This window comes from Geobacillus sp. BK01 (genome assembly GCF_052220245.1).
In the GTDB taxonomy this organism is placed as follows: domain Bacteria; phylum Bacillota; class Bacilli; order Bacillales; family Anoxybacillaceae; genus Geobacillus.
This window is the reverse complement of the sequence record NZ_JBQPTH010000002.1, coordinates 37,841-58,463: the sequence shown is the minus strand read 5'-3', so window position 1 is coordinate 58,463 and position 20,623 is coordinate 37,841. Positions and strand designations below refer to the sequence as shown.

Below are 20,623 nucleotides of genomic sequence, written 5' to 3'. Positions count from 1 at the left end.
TTACTCCGTGTGATGATGGCTGTCTGTCGCCATGTTATGGTCTTGACCGTCATCGTCGCCTGCCGATTCGCCATTGGCATGATGGCTGTTTTGTTCCGCATGGTCAATCCATTCTAAATGGGTATTTGAAAATGTCATCCGGCCAACAAGTCCCGGTTCTAAAATTTGTGCATATTTGTCCTCGTTGAGCTTCGGCGCTGTCGCTTTCACTTCATCCACCCATTGCTTGAAGTCTCTGCTTGTTTGGGCGATAACTTCAAATTCCATATGGGCAAACTTTTCCCCGGAAAAGTTGGCGCTCCGCCCCATGTATGAACCCGGTTTGTCGGCTTGTAAAATCAGCTCCGTCTCCATGCCGTCCATGGCATACTTTTGCCCTCCTAGCTCCGGCACCCAAAACGAGTTCATTGGCCCGACAGATGTGAGCTTGAATTTGACCGGCACGCCAGCCGGGATATGGACGTAGTTGACTGTTTCAATGTTTTCTTCCGGATAGCTGAAAATCCATTTCCAGTTCGCCGCCGTCACATGAATCGTAATTGGTTCGACTTTATCAGTCGGCGGCTTCTCCAAGGCAAATGTCGCTTTCACGGTTGGAACGGCAAGCGCGATGACAATCAAAATGGGAATCGCCGTCCAAACGATTTCAAGCAGCGTATTTCCTTCCTCTTCCGGCGGCTCGTAATCGGCGTTTTCCGGCTTTTCGCGATAGCGGATGAGCACAAAAGCAAACAAGGCAAAGACGACAACAATAATAAACAGCATAAAACCAACCGACCACATAATTAAGTCGTATTGCGTCCGCGCCACCGGCCCTTGCGGGTTGAGCACCGCCGTGCGCTCGACGCAGCCGCTAAGCAAAAGCAGGAACGGCAAAGCCAATATGATGCGCCATATCGCCCGTTTCATCGCTGTATATCCTCCTTCGCCCGCCCCGGCTATATGAGGCGATTTCCACTTGTATTTTCTTTGTTTCTACCATATCAAAATTGAAAATGTTTGAAACCAAACGTACACAAAAGTTCATAAATCAGCAAAACATTTGTCACAAACTGTTCAATCATTGTTCAAGAAATCGCCACTTGTTTTCCTCGATTAGGGAAATATTGACCAAGAAGGGGATTCACAACAAAATATTCCACAAAAAATAGCCGGGCTCCTTTCATAGCAAAACCCGGCTATTTCCCACCTTTTTGTCCGATATATCCTTGCTGCTCCAATTGTTTCCGGATGCGTGGCTGCAACGTCTGCCACATCCATTGTTTGTATAGTTCCTTCTTCTCTTCCGGTGACAAATAATACTGTTTTCCTACTTGGCGGCGCGCCCGCTCAGTGACATCATAGAGCGCCAACGCCGCGGCGACGGAAATGTTGAAACTTTGGACAAAGCCGTGCATCGGAATGACGAACGTTCCGTCTGCGAGTTTCAGCGCCTCGTCGGATACGCCGCTATGTTCGTTGCCAAATAAAAGCACCGTCGGTTTGGATACGTCGATGTCGGAAAGAGGAATCGTCCCCTCGCCAAGATAGCTGGCATACACTTGGTATCCTTGCCGCTTCAAGTCGCCGATGGCCGTTTCGATATTCGGCTTCCGATGAAGTGTCAGCCATTGGTCGGCGTAGCGTGTCACGAGCCGGTTCGGTGAAAACGGCGCTCTCCCGGTGACGATATGGACATCTTGAACGCCAAACGCCTCGGCCGTCCGCAGCACCGCTGCCTGATTGTGCGGGTCGTCGACCGCTTCAATCAAAACCGTAATATAGCGGGTGCGCTCGTTGAGAACGTCATACATCCGTTTTAATCGTTTCGGCAAAATCATTTCCCAAACCGGACGCGTTTGTTCGGTTAACAGTCCTTCTTGCTGCAGCTGGGCAAGAAACGCCTTCATGTCCCGTTCTTCCATGTCAATCACCTTCGCTCCGTTCCTCTTCGCCTGTGCTTCCTATTGTACAAAATAGGATGCCGATGGGCAATCTCGATCATTTCCTGAACTGTTCAAACTATTCAAAACGGGTGTCCCACGCCGGACACCCGTTTCCTTTTCTTTTGTTTGCAGCCGCCCAAATGAATCCCGGCTTATGCGCTTCCTCCTCATCTTTCCTTGACGCCGATGTACGCCTGGCGCGGATGGTTCGGCTGGTCGGGATACTTTAGACGAATCTTCCCTTTCTCTAATAGTTTCCCTAAATAGTTGTTGCGCAACCCGTCCGGCGTCCGTTCAAGCAGCGCCGCCAATTCCTTCAGCCGCAGCGGCCGTTCGCGGCATAAGCGGACAATCATCTCTTCCATCACCGTCGGGGCCAACCGCTTTTTTCGACGTGCCAATTCCGCCATCTTCCATAACCGTTCATCGATCTTCTCCTCTTCCTCTTCGCCATCTATGTCACAGACGTTTATTTCGTTACTATCGGAGCTTGACAGATTATTTACGGAGTTAGGTTCGTTATTTATGGAGTTAAGGGATTTAGTTACGAAGTTCGCATCCTTTTTTACGGAGTTCGGGCTGTTGTTTACGGAGTTAGGTTCGTTAATAACGGAGCTTTTGTTTATATTTATGGAGTTAAGTTCGTTATTTCCGAAGCTCTCCTCGATCCCCTGTCCATCCTGTTCCGTCCATTGTTGTTCAGGCTGTTGCAATGATTCGGCTATTTCTGTTTCCATTGCGGCGCTCATCTCAGCTGGAAATAACAACGGGCATAACGTAACGACCGTACGGTCCGGATTCGTTTGTTGCGAGATGTCAACCGGTTGGACAAGCGCCCGTTCTTGCTTATCATGCATTCGTTTCAGACCGGATCCGGCCCGCTTGCAAACATCGATCAACAAAAACATTTTAAAGATATTTGGGTTGCGTAAATTGCTCATTTGTCCGGCTATAGCAGCTTCGACCGGCAAGCGGAACCGCCCCGGATTGGCAAATCGAAACGCCCCATCTTCTTTCTCAACGGTAATGCCGCCTTCTTCCCCGTAATCGGCATGAACAATGGCGTTGGCAAGCGCCTCACTGAGCAGAGCGCGCCCTTCCTCAAGCCAAACATGCCGTTCTAGCTCCGCTGATACGCGAAAATAAAAGTCGTACACATTGCCGGACCACGTCCCGTCCTGCGAGGTGAACCGCTTCGTCCAACCCGTTTCCTTTGCACCAGCATGCTCCCGGTACTCTAAAAAGTATTGCGGCAGCACCTCGGTAATGATCCGCTCCTCACTGAACATCAACAGGCCGGCGAGCGTCAGCCCTTCTTTGCTGCTGTCCCGCAGCTTTCCCCATGCGCCGATTTTGTATAAAAATTCTTTTGTCTCAAGCCCGTTCCATGGATGGTTCGGTTTTACGCGGGCGAACCGTTCCCGATAATGGCTGACCGTCTCAAAGTTGAGTTCACTTAAGCTGTAATGCTCCAAAATCCAACTGTCCGCTATCGCGTTGGCGCGTTCATGGAACGAATTTGTATATTTATTCATTCCTGATCTTCCTTTAACATTATTTTTACAAAACAGTTTTGACCTCTTTTTTTCTATTGTACCATCTTTTATTCTCCTTGCGGATGGCTGCCAAAAAAAGAAAATGGTTGTGGATATGTGGAATAGCTGACCATGGCAAAGAGCAAACTACAGAAGACAATTTTGGCATGCGAGGAGGCATACTTATGTCATTCCTTCCTTCTACTGTTGAACCGTACTGGCGCGATTCTGTTCCGCTTCCGTCCTTTCCGAAACTCGAGGAAGACATTGCTGTCGATGTCGCGGTCGTCGGCGGCGGCATTTCCGGTATTACGACGGCTTATTTGTTGGCGACACAAGGCGTGCGCGTCGCCCTCCTCGAGGCGGACCGGCTGCTGAATGGAACGACCGGTCATACGACGGCGAAACTGACCGCCCAGCATGATTTGGTGTATGATGAATTTCTGAACCACTTTGGCACGGAGAAGGCACGATTGTATTATGACGCCTGTATGGATGCGCTCGGCTTCATTCGCCGCACGGTTGAACAGCACCGGATTGACTGTGATTTTTGCGAACAAGACGCCTATATTTATACGACGTCTTCCTCATCGTTTCAGAAATTAGTGAAAGAATGGGAAGCGTACGAACGGCTCGGCATTGATGGGGCTTTCGTTGAGTCGATCCCGCTCCCGCTGCCGGTTAAAGCGGCAGTTGTCATGAAGCGGCAAGCCCAGTTTCATCCGCTGAAATATTTAGTCAAACTCGTCGATGCCCTGGTACAAGCGGGGAGCGCCATTTACGAATACACGCCAGTCGCCGACATCGAGCAAGGGGAGCGGCTGTCCGTCGTGACGCGCGACAAAAAGCGGGTTGAATGCAGCCATGTCGCCGTCTGTTCCCATTTTCCATTTTACGACGGCGGATTTTACTTTTCCCGTATGTATGCTGAACGGTCATACGTATTGGGAGTGACGACCGCCGAGCCGTACCCGGGCGGTATGTATTTAAGCGCCGACGACCCGAAGCGCTCGGTCCGTTCTGCAGCGGCGAATGGGGAGACGCTTATTCTCATCGGCGGAGAAAACCATAAGACCGGCCAAGGGGTGCCGACGATGCGTCATTATGAGGCGCTATCTTCGTTTGCCTCACAGCTGTTTACGGTGAAAGACATTCGTTACCGTTGGTCGGCCCAAGACTTGACGACACTTGATAAAATGCCGTATATCGGTCCGATGACGGCCGATACGCCGCATATTTATGTCGCGACAGGATACCGGAAATGGGGCATGACAAACGGAACCGCCGCGGGGATGTTGCTGTCTGACCTCATTCTTGGCCGCGACAACCGGTATCGCGACTTGTACTCCCCGTCGCGCTTTTACGCCGACCCGAGTGTGCGGCAATTTTTCACGACGAACCTCGATGTCGCCAAACACTTGGTCGCAGGGAAAATCGAGGCGGCCGGCCGCCGGCCGCAAGACTTGGCGCGCGGGGAAGGGGCGGTCGTCTCCGTCAACGGGAAACGGGCTGGCGCCTACAAAGACGAGGCCGGAACACTTCATGTCGTCGATACGACGTGCACCCACATGGGCTGCGAACTCGAATGGAACAGCGGCGACAAGACGTGGGACTGCCCATGTCATGGCTCGCGTTTTTCGATCGACGGTGATGTCGTCGAAGGACCAGCGAAACAGCCGTTGAAACGCCTTGAACTCGATGAATCGCCTTGACGCGCTGCCGTCTTTGCGGCGGCGTGTGGAGGCGACATGTTCACTTTAGCTCCTAACAGGGAGTGGGATCATACGTTTGCATCCTCTCATCATTTTCGTTTGCCGACAGTATATTTCATGGTAAGATGAAAGCGGGGTCACCGTAATTTCTACCGTGTTTGGAGGGGGAAACGATATGTATCAAGAACCGATTTTTCTCACTCCCGTCTTCCAGGAGCGCATTTGGGGCGGCACAAAGCTTGCTGAGCGGTTCGGCTACGATATTCCATCGGCACAAACGGGGGAATGTTGGGCTGTATCGGCCCACCCGCACGGGCAGACGATCGTCGCCCGCGGACCGTTTCAAGGGATGACGCTCGGACAGCTTTGGGAAGAGCGCCGCGACTTGTTCGGCCATTTTCCATCGGATCGCTTTCCATTGCTGACGAAAATTTTAGACGCCAACGCCGACTTGTCCGTTCAAGTCCACCCGGATGATGAATACGCAAAAACGCACGAAGGCGGGGAGCTCGGCAAAACGGAATGTTGGTACATTATCGACTGCAAGCCGGGCGCTGAACTTATTTACGGCCACCATGCCGAAACGAAGGGGCAGCTGCGCGCCATGATGGAGGCGGGGGAATGGGAGCGCTTGCTGCGGAAAGTGCCGATCCGCCCCGGCGACTTCTTCTATGTCCCAAGCGGCACGATTCACGCCCTTTGTGAAGGGACGCTTGTCCTTGAAACGCAGCAAAGCTCGGACACGACATACCGCGTCTATGATTACGACCGCGTTGACAGCCAAGGGCGGAAGCGGGAGCTTCACTTAGAGAAAGCGATTGACGTCACCACTGTCCCGCATCGCGACACCGACGTCCGTCCTCATGTCGCCGAAGTCCCGGGTGCGACCGTGACGACATTCGTAGAAGGCGACTACTTTGGCGTCCAAAAATGGGAGATCCGCGATGTGCTCGAATCAGAGCAGACGAAACCGTTTCTCATCATCAGCATCCTCGAAGGCGAAGGTGAGCTCGTCCACGAAGGACGGATATACCCGCTTCGCAAAGGCGATCATTTCATCTTACCGCACCAATTCGGCCTGTTTGCGATTCGCGGTGTACTCGAAGCCATTGCCTCCTGGCCGCGGACGGGTAAATAAACGAGCCGGTACGAACGGACCGGCTCTTCTTTTTGTCTAAAATATTAACGGGAAGAGTCTTTTCCTATTTGGCCAAGACGGTACACAGAGGCGATATGCCGCGCTGTTTGTGTCACATACTGTTCCGCCTGCTCAAACGCTTTCTCGAGCGGAATGACGCCGGGAACGATCGTAAAAAGGGCGTCAATGCCATGGTCTAAGACGACCGCGCTGTCGTCGCCTAATGATCCGGCGATGCCGATGACCGGGACGCCGAACCGCTTCGCTGTTTTGGCGACGCCGATCGGTGTTTTTCCGAATATCGTCTGCCCGTCGATCCGCCCTTCACCGGTGATGACCAGATCCGCCCCTTTAATGCGTTCAGCAAGTTGGACCGTTTCGATCACAATCTCGACGCCACGCTTTAATTCAGCCGGCAGAAACGCAAGCAGCCCCGCGCCTAAACCGCCGGCCGCACCGGCGCCTGGGATGGCGCCGATTTGTTTGCCGAGTTCGCGGCTGATGACATCAGCATAGTGCGCCAAGTTCTGATCGAGAACCGCGACCATATCGGGTGTCGCCCCCTTTTGCGGGCCAAAAATGGCGGACGCGCCTTTCGGTCCAGTGAGCGGATTGTCGACGTCACACGCGACATCAATGCGGACGCCCTCCAGACGCGGATCGAGCCCGGACAAGTCGATCGACTGCAAATGAGCGAGCGCCCCGCCTCCCGGACCGATGTCGCGGCCGTCGCGGTCTAAAAGCCGTCCGCCAAGCGCCTGCACCATGCCGGCCCCGCCGTCGTTTGTCGCGCTGCCGCCGAGGCCGATGATCAGGTGGGTGGCACCGGCATCAAGGGCGGCTCGGATCAGTTCCCCTGTCCCTCGCGTCGTCGTCACTAACGGGTTGCGCCGGTCGCGCGGGACAAGATGCAATCCCGAGGCGGCTGCCATCTCAATCACCGCTGTCTTCCCGTCGCCAAGCAAGCCGAAAAACGCCCGCACCGGCTCACCGAGCGGCCCGGTCACTTCGGTTTCCACCACGCGGCCGCCGGTCGCATCCACAAGCGATTGCACCGTCCCTTCTCCGCCGTCAGCCATCGGCACTTTCACATATTCGGCTTGCGGAAACACCGCCTGAAACCCGCGCTCGACCGCCTCAGCGACTTCGAGCGCTGAGAGACTTTCTTTAAACGAATCCGGGGCGATAACAATTTTCATCTTTTTCCCTCCTCACGTTATGAAACAAAGCGAAACACACCCAAACCATTCTCCATACCGAACCGACCGGCCGCTCACATGGCATAACGTTGAGCCGTTCTTTTCCCGTTCGGCCGTTTCCGCTGTCATTTGGACGACGCTCCCATACGGCCAATGGCCAAGGACAGTCGCCGGCAACTATAACGTTGTGCCGGCTGTACTGAAGAAAACAATCGCACCCGATCCCTGTCCTTTTCGCTGTCCATATTATATACGAAACAATCGATGTCCAGCTACCTTGTTTTCCGAGGGATGGGACACAATCGGAGGCAAATATCCTTCAATAATTGTCAAATTTTGTGGAAAAAAAGTGGACGTGAACACTATTTTTTCTATTTTCGGAATTATGTACATAGTACTATAATAGATTTAGCTAGATGTTTATTTGTTCTAATTGAGAATATGTGGACGATGCCAAAACAGTGGCTTCTAGATTCGTTATCCACCGTTGTTTTCCAATGACCCATACCGTGTTTCGAAACTACGGAAATAGGAGGGCCATCCTCTTTTTGGCATCACTTCGCCAACGATGAAGTTGTCAGAGGTCAGATCATAGGAGAGAGAGCCGAGATGTTACTCCGAGCACGACCGATTATTTTTGCCGTTTTTTTCTTGTCGATCACCGTTGCCTTTGTGTCAAAACCAACTTTCTTCGATCGCCCATATATGACCGCTTTGCTGTTTTACTGGCTGTTTTCTAGCCTGTATTCCCACTTGCGCGTCGTTGACAAAACGAAAAACAATATTCCGGTTGACTATGGCATCAATTACAGCTTGTAGTTTGCCCTGTTTGCCGGCCCACTCGGGCTGCTTATTTTTGAAACATTATTTCGCTTGACTGAACATATGACAAAAAAATACTTGAAAACAGCGGAATCCGACGAATGGCTGCACACGTTGTACAACATCGGTTCTTTTGTGACATTCAATTCACTGGCGTTTGCCTTATACGATTTCCTTCATCCACTGTTTCGTCCTATTCCGTTCATCGGCTTTTGGTTGCTTATTTTTCTGCTCGTCATCATCGTTTCCTTTTTAACTGACTGCTGTCTGATTATGATTTTTTATATAACCGGCGACATTCGGACACAGCGTGAGGCACTGGATTTTATTAAGACAAGAAGCTGGACGGATATGGGAAAAACCGCGCTGACGAACGGCCTGTTATTTCTCTTTTTGCAGGAGCAGCGGTGGGATATGCTTTTGAGCTTGTTTTTGCTCAATTACTTCGTCAGCCGCTCGTTCTTTTCCAAATCGCAAAGCATCCAGCATAAACTAGAGCGCGACCATTTTGAACGGATGGCGTATACCGACTTTCTGACCGGCGTTCATAACCGCGCCTACATGGATCAGACGATTGCCAAGTTAAACAAAACAGGAGAATGGATTGGTGTTGTCGTCGCCGATATCGACAATTTTAAAGCGATTAACGATACGTACAACCACGCCGTCGGCGATGAAGTCATTCGCCACTTTGCCTTGACATTAAAACAGTTCCTTAACGAAGATGATTTTTTGTTCCGTAGCGGCGGAGAAGAGTTTACCATGTTTTTGCGCCACCGCACATTTGAGGAAAGCGTCCAGCTTGTCGAGGGGATACGGGAAACCGTACGCCATAGCACCGTGCTGGTCGATGACGGAGCGGCCAAGCGTCCGGTTGCTTACACGTCGTCATTTGGCCTTTACTTTTTTCAAACAGGAGAAGCGATATCAATCGAAAAGGCGTACGTCTACGCCGATCACTTATTGCTCCATTCGAAAGAAAGCGGCAAAAATAAAGTATCGGCCCAGTGTGGGGGAGTTGCGTAATGAAGCAACTCCTTTTCGTTTTCCCTCATGCGCCGTTTGTCCCGTGCAAAAACGATGAAGTTTTCATACATTAACTAGAAAACGGGACCATCTTTGACCGCCCTGCCGAAACAAAATTCTTTATTACTTGCCGGTGGCAAAACCGTTCTGGATGGCCGGGATAAAAAGGGGGGGAACTATTGAAGGTTTTGGTGACAGGCGGCTGTGGGTTTATCGGCTCCCATATTGTCGATTTGCTAGTAGAATCAGGTTATGATTCGGCGGTCATCGACAACCTTTCTACAGGATCGGCGGCGTTTCTTCACCCGGAGGCAAAATGGCATCATGTCGATCTCTTATCCCAAACCGATGTCGACGCTGTGTTCGCCCATGAAAAACCTGATTATGTCATCCACCAAGCAGCGCAAACGTCCGTCCCCGCCTCCATTGCCGATCCGTCCGCTGATGCTTTAATCAATATTTTCGGCACCTTAACCGTCCTTCATTGCTGTGTAAAGTATAACGTGAAAAAAATCATTTTCGCGTCCTCCTGTGCCGTTTACGGCGATGCCGGCGACACGAGCATCACCGAATCGTCCCCCGTCAGGCCCACCTCCTTTTACGCTGCCTCGAAGCAGATGGGCGAGCTGTATATCCGCCTTTTTCACCGCTATTACGGCCTTACGTATACGATATTGCGATACGCCAACGTATACGGGCCGCGGCAATCTGCCAAAAATGAAGGCGGCGTTGTGGCGGCGCTCATCCGTAAACAGCTTGCCAAGGAACCGCCGGTTATATTCGGCGACGGCAATCAGACGCGCGATTTTGTATTTGTCAAAGACGTCGCTTGGGCGAACGTACTTTCTTTAACGAAGGGGGATAACAATACGTTCAACATTGGCACGAATCAAGGAACGACAATCAACGAGCTGGCGGCGCTCATTGCTTCCTTCTTTCCATCGCCGATCCGCTGTCTTTACCATCCCGAACGGCCAGGAGACATCCGTCATAGCCGATTGAACGCGGAACAGGCCAACCGTCAGCTTGGCTGGCTGCCGAAATACGATCTAGAAACCGGGTTAGCAGAAACGGTGCGTTTCTATCGGTCAAACAACTTCACCAAATGAAAAAGACCGCCATCTTCCGACAAAGGTGAGCGGTCTTTTCTCCAATCGGGACTGTCGAACGAACAATCCACCTCTCCGTTTGTGTGGAACATTGCCGTCCGCCAGGCTCCGGCATCTTTTTTTCCTGCGGGCGCTAGCCGCATCGTTCGAACATAAATGATTCTTTTTTCATATGTATATAGGAGGAGAAGAGAATCAGTCCCATAAGGTGGTGGGAAGTTGATCCATCTTGTCACAGCGACAAACGACGCCTACGCTTTGCCCCTTGGGGTCATGCTGACATCATTGTTCGTCAACAAAACGTCTGAATATCCAGTTATCGTTTATATACTATACGAAACGTTATCTGATAAAAACAAACAGAATATCGAAAAAATCGTCAACAGCTACAAACAGCAATCCATTTTTTTGCCGATTACCGACCCGATTTTTACTCAGTTAAAAGAAACAAATTATATTACAAAAGAAATGTATTACCGGATTGCCATTCCAGACCTGCTCGGTCCGGAAGTCAAAAAAGTGCTTTATCTTGACTGCGACCTCATTGTCAAAAAAGATATTTCCGAACTATGGGAGACAAACATTGACGATTGCTTCGTCGCTGCTGTCGAGAGCGTCGACGCTCAAGGAAGAAAAAATGACTTGCTTATTCCGGACGGGTACCATTACTTTAACTCCGGCGTTTTATTAATCAATGTAGAGAAATGGCGGGAACACCACATCTCCTCTAAAGTGTTCGAGTTCATTCAAACGCATCCGGAAAAACTTGTTCACCCCGACCAAGATGCGTTAAATGCCGTTTTGTATGACAAATGGCTGCCTTTGCATCCAAAGTGGAATTATACAACAGGCCATATCAAGCTTCCACGCCTGCACACAAAGCCGGTTATCATCCATTTCACCGGCCGGAAGAAACCGTGGGACACCGGCCATCCACTCGCCAAGCAATATTTTAAGTATCGAAAAAAGGTGGATTGGGAATAGGCGTTAAAACGGCAACAGATGAAAAAGAAGGCGCCCTTTCTTCCGCCCCGCTCTATCGGACAAACAGCATACATCACCGGACCATCCATGACGCCCCATACTGTGCCTTATCAAAACATGTAGACCGTTGAATTCCAATACTTAGGCTTTTCAATTTTATTTATGGTACGGTTCCCCCCGATTAATCCGAAACGCGCGGTAAATTTGCTCAAGCAAAATGAGGCGCATGAGCTGATGAGGAAACGTCATTTTCGAAAACGACAGCGCCTCGTTAGCACGTGCCATCACTTGTTTGCTTAACCCGAGCGAGCCGCCAATGACAAAAACGATTTTGCTTTTGCCGTAAGTGGCAAGTTCGTCAAGCCGGGCCGCAAATTGCTCGGACGATCTCATCTTCCCCTCAATGGCGAGCGCGATGACATAGGCGTCATGCGGGATTTTCGCCAGCAGCCGCTCGCCCTCACGCTGCTTAACTTGCTCTTCCTCAAGTTCGCTAGCCCGCTCGGAAGTTTTTTCATCAGCGACTTCGATTATCTCTATTTTCGCATACGCAGACAGGCGCTTTGTGTACTCATTGACCCCTTGAATTAAATATTTTTCCTTCAATTTGCCCACAGCGGCAATGCAAATATGCACATGTCATCCCCACCTTGCAAACAACTTATCAACAATAGTTATCCACATATACACAATACATATCCACATATTGTGCGAAAACATTAGTTCCCTACTACATATACAGCTTTTTTTCCGCAAAACCAACACGGTCTTTCGTTGTTATCCACAGGTGAGATATCGGGCGCCTGTTCTGTCTCCTCCACATATTCGTCAATGGCGACATCAATATGTTCTTCACATGTGAATATCATTGTTTCCGCCCCTTTCCTTGTGGAAAAAAGAAGGAGCGTTTCCGCTCCCTCCACTGTTTTGGTTTAATACGACTCGCGCGCCAATTTCATCGTGACCGTCCGCTTTTCCCCATCACGATAAAACGTGACTTCCATTCGATCGCCGATCGATTTTTCCGTATACAAATACTTGCGCAAGTCAAGCACGTTGCGAATTTTTTCCCCATCAAGCGCCACAATAACGTCAAACTGCTGCAAGCCTGCCTGCGCAGCTGGCGACATCGGCACGACTTGGATGACCGCCACCCCTTCCGTCACGTTCAGCGGCAAATGAAGTGTCGCCTGCAAATGATACGATGGAATGTCGCTCAGCGAGCGGAGTTCCACGCCCATGTATGGGCGGCGCACTTGTCCGTATTTCTCCAAATCGGAAATGATCGGGATGGCTGCGTTGATTGGGATGGCAAATCCAATGCCTTCCACTGCTTCCTGAGCGATTTTCATCGAATTAATCCCAATGACTTGTCCTTTGATGTTGACGAGAGCGCCGCCGCTGTTGCCCGGGTTAATAGCCGCATCGGTCTGCAATACTTCCGCATTCCAATCCGGGGCGCCATCTTGGTCCAAGTCAACTTCCACCGTCCGGTTCGTCCCGGAAATGATGCCTTGTGTCACCGACCCGGCAAACTGCAGGCCGAGCGGGTTGCCGATGGCGATGACCGGCTCGCCCGGCTTCACGGCATCGGAGTCACCGAACTCAGCCACCTTTTTCACATGCTTCGCGTCAATTTCCAATACGGCCAAGTCCATGAGCACATCGCTCCCGAGCAGCTTCGCCGGCACCCTCGTCCCGTCTTTTAAGCTTACTTCCAGCTGACTCGCGTTTTCAACAACATGGTGGTTTGTCACAATAAACGCCCGTCCCCCGGCTTTCTTGTAAATGACGCCCGATCCGACGCCCTCTTCGCCTCCTTGCGACCAAAAGCCCGCCTGTTGGATATTGACGACGCCGACGACCGCCTCGGACACTTGATTGATCGCTGTCGTCACCGCTGTCGTCACATCAACAGAAACACTTTGCCGGATGGGGGGAGCTCCGTTTTCTCCGCCCCGTTCTTCCTCCCTGCCTTGTGGCGGCACGACATCGTATGGGAGGACGTCCCAACGGGAAAGCGCCGGGATCGACATGAGGACGAGCAGTCCGCCCAGTATGGCGCCGACAAGGGCAGAAACAAACGAACCGCTGCGCCGTTTCCGCTTCATTTGCTCACGCGATTCGTAATGGTCATCGTAATATCCCATGCTCACCACCCTTTCCGCATTCGTCTCCATCCCTCATTATAATCATGAAAAGGTGAAAAAATCCAACAAACGCATTTCCCTCAGTTTAGACAAAACGACCGTCACACATACGCTAACGCAGTCGCCTTGCGCGGGTCGGTATCGTACAAACGAAAGCCGGCACCGACCGCCAGCCCCCTCTGTTCGAGCGTTTGCGCCACAGTCATACGCGCCAGCTCTTTCATATTGTTATCTTGGCTTAAATGAGCCAAATAAATTTGTTTCGTCCGTTCGCCAATTACATCAGCAAGCGCCAGACCCGCTTCTTCATTCGAAATATGGCCAACGTCGCTTAAAATGCGGCGCTTAACGTTCCACGGATACCTCCCCATTCGCAACATCCCGACATCATGGTTGCTTTCAAATACGAAGACATCAGCATTTTCGATCGTTTTTTTCATCCGCTCGCTCACATAGCCGGTATCGGTGAGCAAGGCGAGCTTTTTTCCTCCATAGTGGAAGACGTAAAACATCGGTTCAGCTGCATCATGGGAAACGCCAAATGACTCAACGTCGACATCACCGAACGTTCTCACCGCACCGAGCGGAAAGACAAACTTTTGCTCGGACGGGATGTCGCCGATGGCCTGTCCCATGGCCTGCCACGTTTTTTCATTCGCATAAACCGGTAAACGGTACTTGCGGGCGAGGACGCCAAGCCCCTTAATATGGTCGCTATGCTCATGAGTCACAAGCAACGCATCCAATTGCTTCGGATGGCGGTCGATTTCGGCAAACAGCTGCTCGAGTTGTTTGCCGCTCAGTCCGGCATCGACGAGCAGGCGCTGGCGGTTCGTTTCGACGTAAAAGGCGTTGCCGGTGCTGCCGCTGGCCAGTACACTAAATCGCATTGTCATTCGTTTTCACTCCAGCACATTTCCTTGATCCGTAATGACTTGCCCTTCAAACGCATTGACAAAATAGTCTTCTTTCCGGTTGACGACGATATGCCATGTCGGCGTTAGGACTTGCGAAGCGGTAAACTGGACGAGGCCATAGTAGCCAAGCTCGACTTTCGTGACACGGTCTCCTGGCTGCAAATGCCCTTTCCGATACAGCGTCTCAATGGCCTTAATGGCTGGAACGATATCTTGTTTCCGCTCGTATTTTTCCAAGTCATCCAGCATCGTCTGTTCATAGGACAGCGCCTCCCGCTGCTCGTTGACGTGAATAACGAGCTTGCTGTTTTCGTTGCCATAAATCACTTTCCCGTCATACACTTGGTAACAAATCACCGTGCCTTTCCTTTTGTCAAATGACCAAAAGGTGTATTGTTTCCCGTTTAAGATGTAGCGCTGTAAAAACTCACGCAGTTGGTACGGGTCTTCGACGTTTAAAGCGACCGGATGGGTGAACGTCCCTTTTAACTTTGTTTCCCCTTCAACTTCTACTTTTTGTCCAGACAGTTTTTTCGTATCAGCACTGGTAAATGAGCGGCTTTTGCCGCTAACATACGCCGCTTTTGTCACCTCTTTTGGTAAATCGACATACGTAATGCCGTTCGCCTCGAGCTGTTCTTCAATCGTCGTTTCCAAAATGACATCCAACTGGCTGCTATTTCTTTTTTCCATAAACTGATAGACTAAAAAGCAATCAAGGATGAGGAACACAATAATAAAAATCGTCTTTGTTTTACTCCAATCCATTCGTTCCCCCTCCTCCGCTCTCCCCGTCAACGTTCACCTTTTTCCACGTTTGCCCATACAAATAAAACCACGCCGGTTCAAGTCGAATCACCTTTTCCCGTTCCGGATCTTTGACGAGCTCGTAGCCGATAGCGACATCTTTCACGAGCGTTTTGCGGATGTCTTTTCTTTTTTCGAGCTGTTTGACAATAGCGCGGCCGGACGGCAAGGTTTTCGGTGTACGATTGCGGTCAGCAATTTCAAGACGGAAAAGCGGGCGCTGGTATTTCATTAAATCGCTCGCTCCCCACGTTTCCACGATTTCTGACATGCCATATTCGTTAAAAACCGGATAGCCGTTCACAACAAGACGGAAAATGACTTTCCGGTCTTCTTCACTCCAACGGGCAAAATGGTATAGATCAGTCCAGCCGCCATGTTCGTTGACAAAATCGATGCTTTTTTGAATGAGGTGGGTTTCCGATTTGGTTTGGCTAATGTTGGAGACGCGCGCGGCCGGATTGACATACAACAGCATGCGCTGGAGAAAATCAACGTCCATCAGCCGTGAACCATCGGTATATTCTTCGCCAAACGGAATCAAGTCTTTTTTGACAAAGCTCGGGTCACTAAATAGCGCCTCTTTAAATTTATCGACATCTAGTTCATCGGTATAATATTGCAAGCTGCTGAGCGCCACTTCGTTTTCCGGCAAATAAAGCTGTTTTGTCTCGCTGACCGGATAGGCAAAATAGCGGGGAAAGCGGCTTGCCTCTTTCGCCAGCCTGCTGATGACTTCCTGCGACGCGTCACTGGCGATTGCCTTATAAATTTTGTGTTTGTCCGTCGCGATAAAGTACACCGGAAACTTGTCCTCTCCTTCAAGTGGGACGAGGATACGGTCAAATGACAAACCGTCCAACCCTTTATCCTCCACCATAAAAATCAACCGGTATATGTCAATCGGCACTTCATCTGGATAAATCACTTCCAGCCGCTCCTTGCCGTTTAAAAATGACAAAAACTTTCCTGGCGGAACGGAGGATGAAATGTTTTCAAAATCGTCAAGCGTCCACTTTTTCATTTCTTTCAGCGCTTCACTTTTTTCTTCTTCTTTGGTTACGGCATAATGGGCGCCATTTTTATGGATGAGCATCTGCTTCGGCTGCACGACCATCGCTGTATCGACTTGCGTGTTGCTCACGGAAACGTGCTGAATGTACTCGTCGTTTTGCAGCACGTCATATTTCGGATGGTATGTCCATAAAACGAACGTCAACGTAATGCTGATCAGCACGAGCAATGTCAACACGACGGTTTTAATCGCCTCATACATCGTACCAGTCATCCTTTTGTTCTCGTTCTAGCGGCAACGTAAAGTAAATCGTCGTCCCCTTATGTTCTTTGCTTTCCGCCCAAATCGTCCCGCCGTGGGCAAGCACGACTTCTTTGGCAATGGCCAGGCCAAGGCCGGTGCCACCCAACTTGCGCGACCGCGCCTTATCAACCCGATAAAAGCGCTCGAAAACTTTCGCCAAATCTGCCTTCGGAATACCGACTCCTTCGTCGCTGACGCTGACGATGATTTCATCGGCCAACTCACGAACGCGGAACGTGATCGTTCCGCCTTGGGGAGAGTATTTCAACGCGTTAGAAATAATGTTGTCCAGCACTTGTGTAATTTTATCTTCATCCACTTCAACGAAAATCGCCTCGCGCGGAATTTTGCGGATGAACTTGATATTGTCGCTTTTCGTCAGCTCAAACCGGTCAATGACTTTATGAAAATAAGCCGAAAAATTGACCCATGTTTTCTTCAGTTTATAGTCTTTGCTGTCGAGCTTCGACAGATGGAGCAAATCGTTGACAAGCCGGATCATCCGCTCGGTTTCGTTTTGCACCACTTGAATGAACCTTGGTGCAATCTCCTTGTCTTGCCAAGCGCCATCAGCTAACGCTTCCAAGTAGCTTTTCATCGTCGTCAACGGCGTGCGCAGCTCATGCGACACATTGGCGACGAACTGCCGGCGCTCGCGATCGATTTTTTCCTGTTCGGTAATGTCGTGCAAGACGACGATCAACCCGTTGACAAACCCGCCTTCCTTTTGAATGACGGACAACGACGCACGCAAAATATACAGTTCGTCATCCGTGCTGAAATCCAAAATGAGCGAATCGCGCTCCTCGAGCAGCGTGTCAAACGTATATTGGTCGGCGATGCCAAGCACATCGACGATCGAACTCGACAGCACTGTTTCACGTGAAACATTCAAAATATTGATCGCGGCATCGTTAATGAGAATGACGCGGCCGCGGCGGTCAGTCGCGATGACACCGTCGGTCATATGTGTCAGCACCGACTCAAGTTTGCGCCGCTCCCCTTCTGTCGTGGCCTGCGCTTCCTGCAGCTTTTTGGTCAAATTGTTGAACGTCATCGCCAGCTGGCCGATTTCATCGTAGCCATACACTTTCACCTTGCGGGAAAAATCCCCCCTCGTCATCACTAGCGCTTGCCGACGCATATCGGAAATGGGCCGGGTGATCGTACGCGACAAAAAGATGCCCAGCACAGCAGTAATGGCGAGAGCGATCCCTGTCCCGGTCGCCAAAATCATGTTGATTTGCCGCATTTGTGAGAAGACGTTTTCCATGGAGGCAATGACGTAAATAACCCCCTTGACTTCCCCGCCCGTTTTGATCGGAGTCGAGGAGATGTACATGCGATAGCCTGTTTTCCGATCAAGCAACATCCGGTCGACAAGTTCACCGGTGACGAGCGAACGTTTCACATAAATCTCTGTCGTCCGCTTCCCGACGATATTTTGCATGTACGGATTCGATGTCGCCAACACTTTCCCTTTCTCATCGATGACGCGCACTTCGGAAATGTCTTGGGAAACGAAATCATGAAGAAGCGAACGGATGTCTTCTTCTAATGTCAGGCTTTTCTCATCCCGTTCCCGGTTCATCGCCTGCTCAACGTTATAAGCAAGCAGCGTCACCCGTTCGTTCAACGAATTTTTGAAGTTTTGCACAAGCTCCGTTTCCAGTTTGCGAACGAAATACACGCCGATAATTTGCATGGCGATGAGAATGAGCAACACATAAATAATGACAAACTTAAAATGGATCGAACGAAATGGCCCTACCTTTTTCATGCCGGCTCATGACTCCTGTTCCGGATTGCGCAAATAATAGCCGACCCCCCGCCTTGTGACGATCCATGACGGATGGGAAGGGTTGTCCTCGATTTTTTCGCGCAGCCGCCTTACCGTCACATCGACCGTGCGCACATCGCCGTAATAGTCGTAGCCCCAGACCGTTTGCAGCAAGTGTTCACGCGTCATCACTTGGCCGATATGTTTCGCCAAATAGTGGAGCAGTTCAAATTCGCGGTGGGTCAACTCAATCGTCTCCCCCCGTTTTTGTACGACATACGCGTCCGGGCGGATGACAAGCGGACCGATAACAATTTCGTTTGTTTCGTTTTCCCCTTCTTCCGGGGAGGTCGTTTGCACATGACGGCGCAAGTTTGCTTTGACCCGCGCCAGCAGTTCGCGCGTGCTGAACGGTTTGGTGACATAATCGTCTGCCCCGAGCTCGAGGCCGAGCACCTTATCAATCTCGGAATCTTTCGCTGTCAACATAATGATCGGCATATCATATTTTTTCCGCACTTCGCGGCACACTTCCATGCCGTCTCTTAACGGAAGCATGATATCGAGCAAAATTAAATCCGGCATTGTTTCTTCGACTTTTTGCAACGCTTCTTCACCATCGTAGGCGCAAATGACTTCATATCCTTCTTTTTGCAAGTTAAATTGCAAAATATCCGCAATCGGTTTTTCATCATCAACAACTAAAATGCGTTTTTCCATCTCGCTCACATCCTTCCTTTTGCGATGGAATGCTATCATTACTAATTTACCATGTTACGAAAACGAAATCACCCTTTGCCGATTACCATTTTGAGGGGCGGTTCGGTCGATCCCCGCTCCAAAACGATGAAACAGGCATAGACGCAGACGCATCTATGCCTGTTTCCTGTCGCCGCCAACCGCTTATGCGTAGACGCTGCGGACGACGTTCGTTTGCGAGCGATCCGGGCCGACAGAGAAAATCGAGAGCGGGATGCCGGTGAGCTGGGAAATGCGCTCGACGTAATGGCGGGCGTTCGCCGGCAGATCATCGAGGCTTTTCACACCCGTGATGTCCTCCATCCAGCCTGGCAGCTCTTCATAAATCGGCTCACACTCAGCCAATACTTTTAAGCTAGCTGGAAATTCCTCGATCACTTCGCCACGGTAGCGATAGGCGACACAAATTTTTAACGTTTCAATGCCGGTCAAGACGTCAATCGAGTTGAGCGACAAGTCGGTAATGCCGCTCACCCGGCGGGCATGACGGACGACAACGCTGTCAAACCAGCCGACGCGACGTGGGCGGCCGGTTGTTGTCCCATATTCGCGGCCGACTTCGCGGATGCGGTCGCCGATTTCATTGTGCAGCTCGGTCGGGAACGGCCCGTCGCCGACGCGCGTCGTATATGCTTTTGCCACTCCGACGACATGCTTGATTTTCGTCGGGCCGACACCGGCACCAATCGTCACCCCGCCGGCCACCGGGTTGGAAGACGTGACAAACGGATACGTCCCTTGATCGATGTCAAGCATGACACCTTGCGCCCCTTCAAATAAGACGCGACGCCCTTCATCGAGTGCGTTGTTCAATACGACTGACGTATCGCAAACGTACTTTGCGATTTGCCGGCCATATTCGTAATATTCTTCGAAGATATCCTCAAGCCGGAATCCCTCGACCCCGTACACTTTTTCAAACAACATGTTTTTCTCTTCTAAATTGCGGGCCAACTTTTCCGCGAACACATCACGGTCAAGCAAATCGACGATGCGGATGCCGATGCGCGCCGCTTTATCCATATAGGCGGGCCCGATTCCTTTTTTCGTTGTGCCGATTTTGTTGGCGCCTTTCCGTTCTTCCTCGAGCCCGTCCAATTTCAAATGATACGGTAAAATGACGTGGGCACGGTTGCTGATGCGCAAATTATCGGTTGAAACGCCGCGCTCATGCAAATACGAAAGCTCAGCGACGAGCGCTTTCGGGTCGACAACCATCCCGTTGCCGATGACGCAAACTTTGTCTTTATAAAAAATGCCCGACGGGATTAAATGCAGTTTATACTTTTCCCCGTTAAACACGATCGTATGGCCAGCGTTGTTTCCTCCCTGGTATCGGGCAATCACTTCCGCATTTTCCGATAAAAAGTCCGTAATCTTTCCTTTCCCTTCATCGCCCCACTGTGTGCCGACAACAACAACTGACGACATGGCGAGCACCT

19 protein-coding genes are annotated in these 20,623 nt (G+C 50.8%); 6 read left to right on the top strand and 13 right to left on the bottom strand.

From position 1 onward, the window contains the following. The 3 genes from qoxA to ACTVDO_RS02585 form a co-directional block, all read right to left on the bottom strand. A complete protein-coding gene (qoxA, locus tag ACTVDO_RS02595; protein WP_020961619.1) occupies window positions 1-909 on the bottom strand; it encodes a cytochrome aa3 quinol oxidase subunit II in 909 nt (302 codons plus the stop codon). Between the two features lie 269 nt (window positions 910-1,178). Next, window positions 1,179-1,904, bottom strand: coding sequence for a TrmH family RNA methyltransferase (locus ACTVDO_RS02590; RefSeq protein ID WP_020961620.1), 726 nt, complete (start codon window positions 1,902-1,904; stop codon window positions 1,179-1,181). Window positions 1,905-2,092: 188 nt separating this feature from the next. After that, entirely contained in the window at window positions 2,093-3,460 is a 1,368-nt protein-coding gene (locus ACTVDO_RS02585; RefSeq protein ID WP_020961621.1) for an ATP-binding protein, read from the bottom strand. Window positions 3,461-3,645: 185 nt separating this feature from the next. Between ACTVDO_RS02585 and ACTVDO_RS02580 the strand changes: the two genes are divergently transcribed. Together ACTVDO_RS02580 and manA are read left to right on the top strand one after the other, a co-directional pair. Then, the gene (locus ACTVDO_RS02580) at window positions 3,646-5,172 is read left to right on the top strand and encodes an FAD-dependent oxidoreductase (protein ID WP_442900978.1); all 1,527 of its coding nucleotides are present in this window, start codon (window positions 3,646-3,648) and stop codon (window positions 5,170-5,172) included. A 175-nt stretch (window positions 5,173-5,347) separates the two neighbouring features. Further along, the gene (gene manA / locus ACTVDO_RS02575) at window positions 5,348-6,310 is read left to right on the top strand and encodes a mannose-6-phosphate isomerase, class I (protein ID WP_020961623.1); all 963 of its coding nucleotides are present in this window, start codon (window positions 5,348-5,350) and stop codon (window positions 6,308-6,310) included. Between the two features lie 44 nt (window positions 6,311-6,354). Here manA and ACTVDO_RS02570 read toward each other — a convergent pair whose 3' ends face one another. Continuing rightward, window positions 6,355-7,509, bottom strand: coding sequence for a glycerate kinase (locus ACTVDO_RS02570; RefSeq protein ID WP_020961624.1), 1,155 nt, complete (start codon window positions 7,507-7,509; stop codon window positions 6,355-6,357). A 609-nt stretch (window positions 7,510-8,118) separates the two neighbouring features. Between ACTVDO_RS02570 and ACTVDO_RS02565 the strand changes: the two genes are divergently transcribed. From ACTVDO_RS02565 to ACTVDO_RS02550, 4 genes are all read left to right on the top strand, one after another. Continuing rightward, complete coding sequence (locus ACTVDO_RS02565) at window positions 8,119-8,328, top strand: hypothetical protein (RefSeq protein WP_442900977.1); 210 nt, start codon at window positions 8,119-8,121, stop codon at window positions 8,326-8,328. Between the two features lie 6 nt (window positions 8,329-8,334). Further along, a complete protein-coding gene (locus ACTVDO_RS02560) occupies window positions 8,335-9,357 on the top strand; it encodes a GGDEF domain-containing protein (protein ID WP_442901099.1) in 1,023 nt (340 codons plus the stop codon). A gap of 179 nt (window positions 9,358-9,536) precedes the next feature. After that, on the top strand, window positions 9,537-10,466 hold the full coding sequence (locus ACTVDO_RS02555; protein ID WP_442900976.1) for an NAD-dependent epimerase/dehydratase family protein: 930 nt from the start codon (window positions 9,537-9,539) through the stop codon (window positions 10,464-10,466). A gap of 219 nt (window positions 10,467-10,685) precedes the next feature. Continuing rightward, the gene (locus ACTVDO_RS02550; protein WP_020961627.1) at window positions 10,686-11,450 is read left to right on the top strand and encodes a glycosyltransferase family 8 protein; all 765 of its coding nucleotides are present in this window, start codon (window positions 10,686-10,688) and stop codon (window positions 11,448-11,450) included. Between the two features lie 156 nt (window positions 11,451-11,606). Here the strand turns inward: ACTVDO_RS02550 and rlmH are convergent, their stop codons facing one another. The 9 genes from rlmH to ACTVDO_RS02505 all read right to left on the bottom strand — a co-directional run bounded on the left by rlmH (window position 11,607) and on the right by ACTVDO_RS02505 (window position 20,612). Beyond that, complete coding sequence (gene rlmH, locus ACTVDO_RS02545; RefSeq protein ID WP_020961628.1) at window positions 11,607-12,086, bottom strand: 23S rRNA (pseudouridine(1915)-N(3))-methyltransferase RlmH; 480 nt, start codon at window positions 12,084-12,086, stop codon at window positions 11,607-11,609. Window positions 12,087-12,169: 83 nt separating this feature from the next. Beyond that, on the bottom strand, window positions 12,170-12,319 hold the full coding sequence (locus ACTVDO_RS02540; RefSeq protein ID WP_020961629.1) for a CxxH/CxxC protein: 150 nt from the start codon (window positions 12,317-12,319) through the stop codon (window positions 12,170-12,172). Window positions 12,320-12,382: 63 nt separating this feature from the next. Beyond that, window positions 12,383-13,600, bottom strand: a complete 1,218-nt coding sequence (locus ACTVDO_RS02535) for a S1C family serine protease (protein ID WP_020961630.1) — start codon at window positions 13,598-13,600, stop codon at window positions 12,383-12,385. A 101-nt stretch (window positions 13,601-13,701) separates the two neighbouring features. Next, entirely contained in the window at window positions 13,702-14,496 is a 795-nt protein-coding gene (locus ACTVDO_RS02530) for an MBL fold metallo-hydrolase (protein WP_023817796.1), read from the bottom strand. Between the two features lie 6 nt (window positions 14,497-14,502). After that, window positions 14,503-15,285, bottom strand: a complete 783-nt coding sequence (locus ACTVDO_RS02525; RefSeq protein ID WP_020961632.1) for a two-component system regulatory protein YycI — start codon at window positions 15,283-15,285, stop codon at window positions 14,503-14,505. Then, complete coding sequence (locus tag ACTVDO_RS02520) at window positions 15,272-16,600, bottom strand: YycH family regulatory protein (RefSeq protein WP_020961633.1); 1,329 nt, start codon at window positions 16,598-16,600, stop codon at window positions 15,272-15,274. The genes ACTVDO_RS02525 and ACTVDO_RS02520 overlap by 14 nt, the downstream gene beginning before the upstream one ends. Continuing rightward, window positions 16,593-18,422, bottom strand: coding sequence for a cell wall metabolism sensor histidine kinase WalK (walK, locus tag ACTVDO_RS02515; RefSeq protein ID WP_020961634.1), 1,830 nt, complete (start codon window positions 18,420-18,422; stop codon window positions 16,593-16,595). The genes ACTVDO_RS02520 and walK overlap by 8 nt, the downstream gene beginning before the upstream one ends. A gap of 6 nt (window positions 18,423-18,428) precedes the next feature. Then, window positions 18,429-19,142 (bottom strand): response regulator YycF, encoded by a 714-nt coding sequence (gene yycF / locus ACTVDO_RS02510; RefSeq protein ID WP_020961635.1) that lies wholly within the window; start codon window positions 19,140-19,142, stop codon window positions 18,429-18,431. 183 nt (window positions 19,143-19,325) lie between these two features. Continuing rightward, window positions 19,326-20,612 (bottom strand): adenylosuccinate synthase, encoded by a 1,287-nt coding sequence (locus tag ACTVDO_RS02505; protein WP_020961636.1) that lies wholly within the window; start codon window positions 20,610-20,612, stop codon window positions 19,326-19,328. Window positions 20,613-20,623: the final 11 nt, after the last annotated feature.

Bases quoted from the DNA above. Each gene is read 5' to 3' on its own strand.
- qoxA (WP_020961619.1), bottom strand. From the start codon at position 909: ATGAAACGGGCGATATGGCGCATCATATTGGCTTTGCCGTTCCTGCTT.
- ACTVDO_RS02590 (WP_020961620.1), bottom strand. From the start codon at position 1,904: ATGGAAGAACGGGACATGAAGGCGTTTCTTGCCCAGCTGCAGCAAGAA.
- ACTVDO_RS02585 (WP_020961621.1), bottom strand. From the start codon at position 3,460: ATGAATAAATATACAAATTCGTTCCATGAACGCGCCAACGCGATAGCG.
- ACTVDO_RS02580 (WP_442900978.1), top strand. From the start codon at position 3,646: ATGTCATTCCTTCCTTCTACTGTTGAACCGTACTGGCGCGATTCTGTT.
- manA (WP_020961623.1), top strand. From the start codon at position 5,348: ATGTATCAAGAACCGATTTTTCTCACTCCCGTCTTCCAGGAGCGCATT.
- ACTVDO_RS02570 (WP_020961624.1), bottom strand. From the start codon at position 7,509: ATGAAAATTGTTATCGCCCCGGATTCGTTTAAAGAAAGTCTCTCAGCG.
- ACTVDO_RS02565 (WP_442900977.1), top strand. From the start codon at position 8,119: ATGTTACTCCGAGCACGACCGATTATTTTTGCCGTTTTTTTCTTGTCG.
- ACTVDO_RS02540 (WP_020961629.1), bottom strand. From the start codon at position 12,319: ATGATATTCACATGTGAAGAACATATTGATGTCGCCATTGACGAATAT.
- ACTVDO_RS02535 (WP_020961630.1), bottom strand. From the start codon at position 13,600: ATGGGATATTACGATGACCATTACGAATCGCGTGAGCAAATGAAGCGG.
- ACTVDO_RS02530 (WP_023817796.1), bottom strand. From the start codon at position 14,496: ATGACAATGCGATTTAGTGTACTGGCCAGCGGCAGCACCGGCAACGCC.
- ACTVDO_RS02525 (WP_020961632.1), bottom strand. From the start codon at position 15,285: ATGGATTGGAGTAAAACAAAGACGATTTTTATTATTGTGTTCCTCATC.
- ACTVDO_RS02520 (WP_020961633.1), bottom strand. From the start codon at position 16,600: ATGTATGAGGCGATTAAAACCGTCGTGTTGACATTGCTCGTGCTGATC.
- walK (WP_020961634.1), bottom strand. From the start codon at position 18,422: ATGAAAAAGGTAGGGCCATTTCGTTCGATCCATTTTAAGTTTGTCATT.
- yycF (WP_020961635.1), bottom strand. From the start codon at position 19,142: ATGGAAAAACGCATTTTAGTTGTTGATGATGAAAAACCGATTGCGGAT.
- ACTVDO_RS02505 (WP_020961636.1), bottom strand. From the start codon at position 20,612: ATGTCGTCAGTTGTTGTTGTCGGCACACAGTGGGGCGATGAAGGGAAA.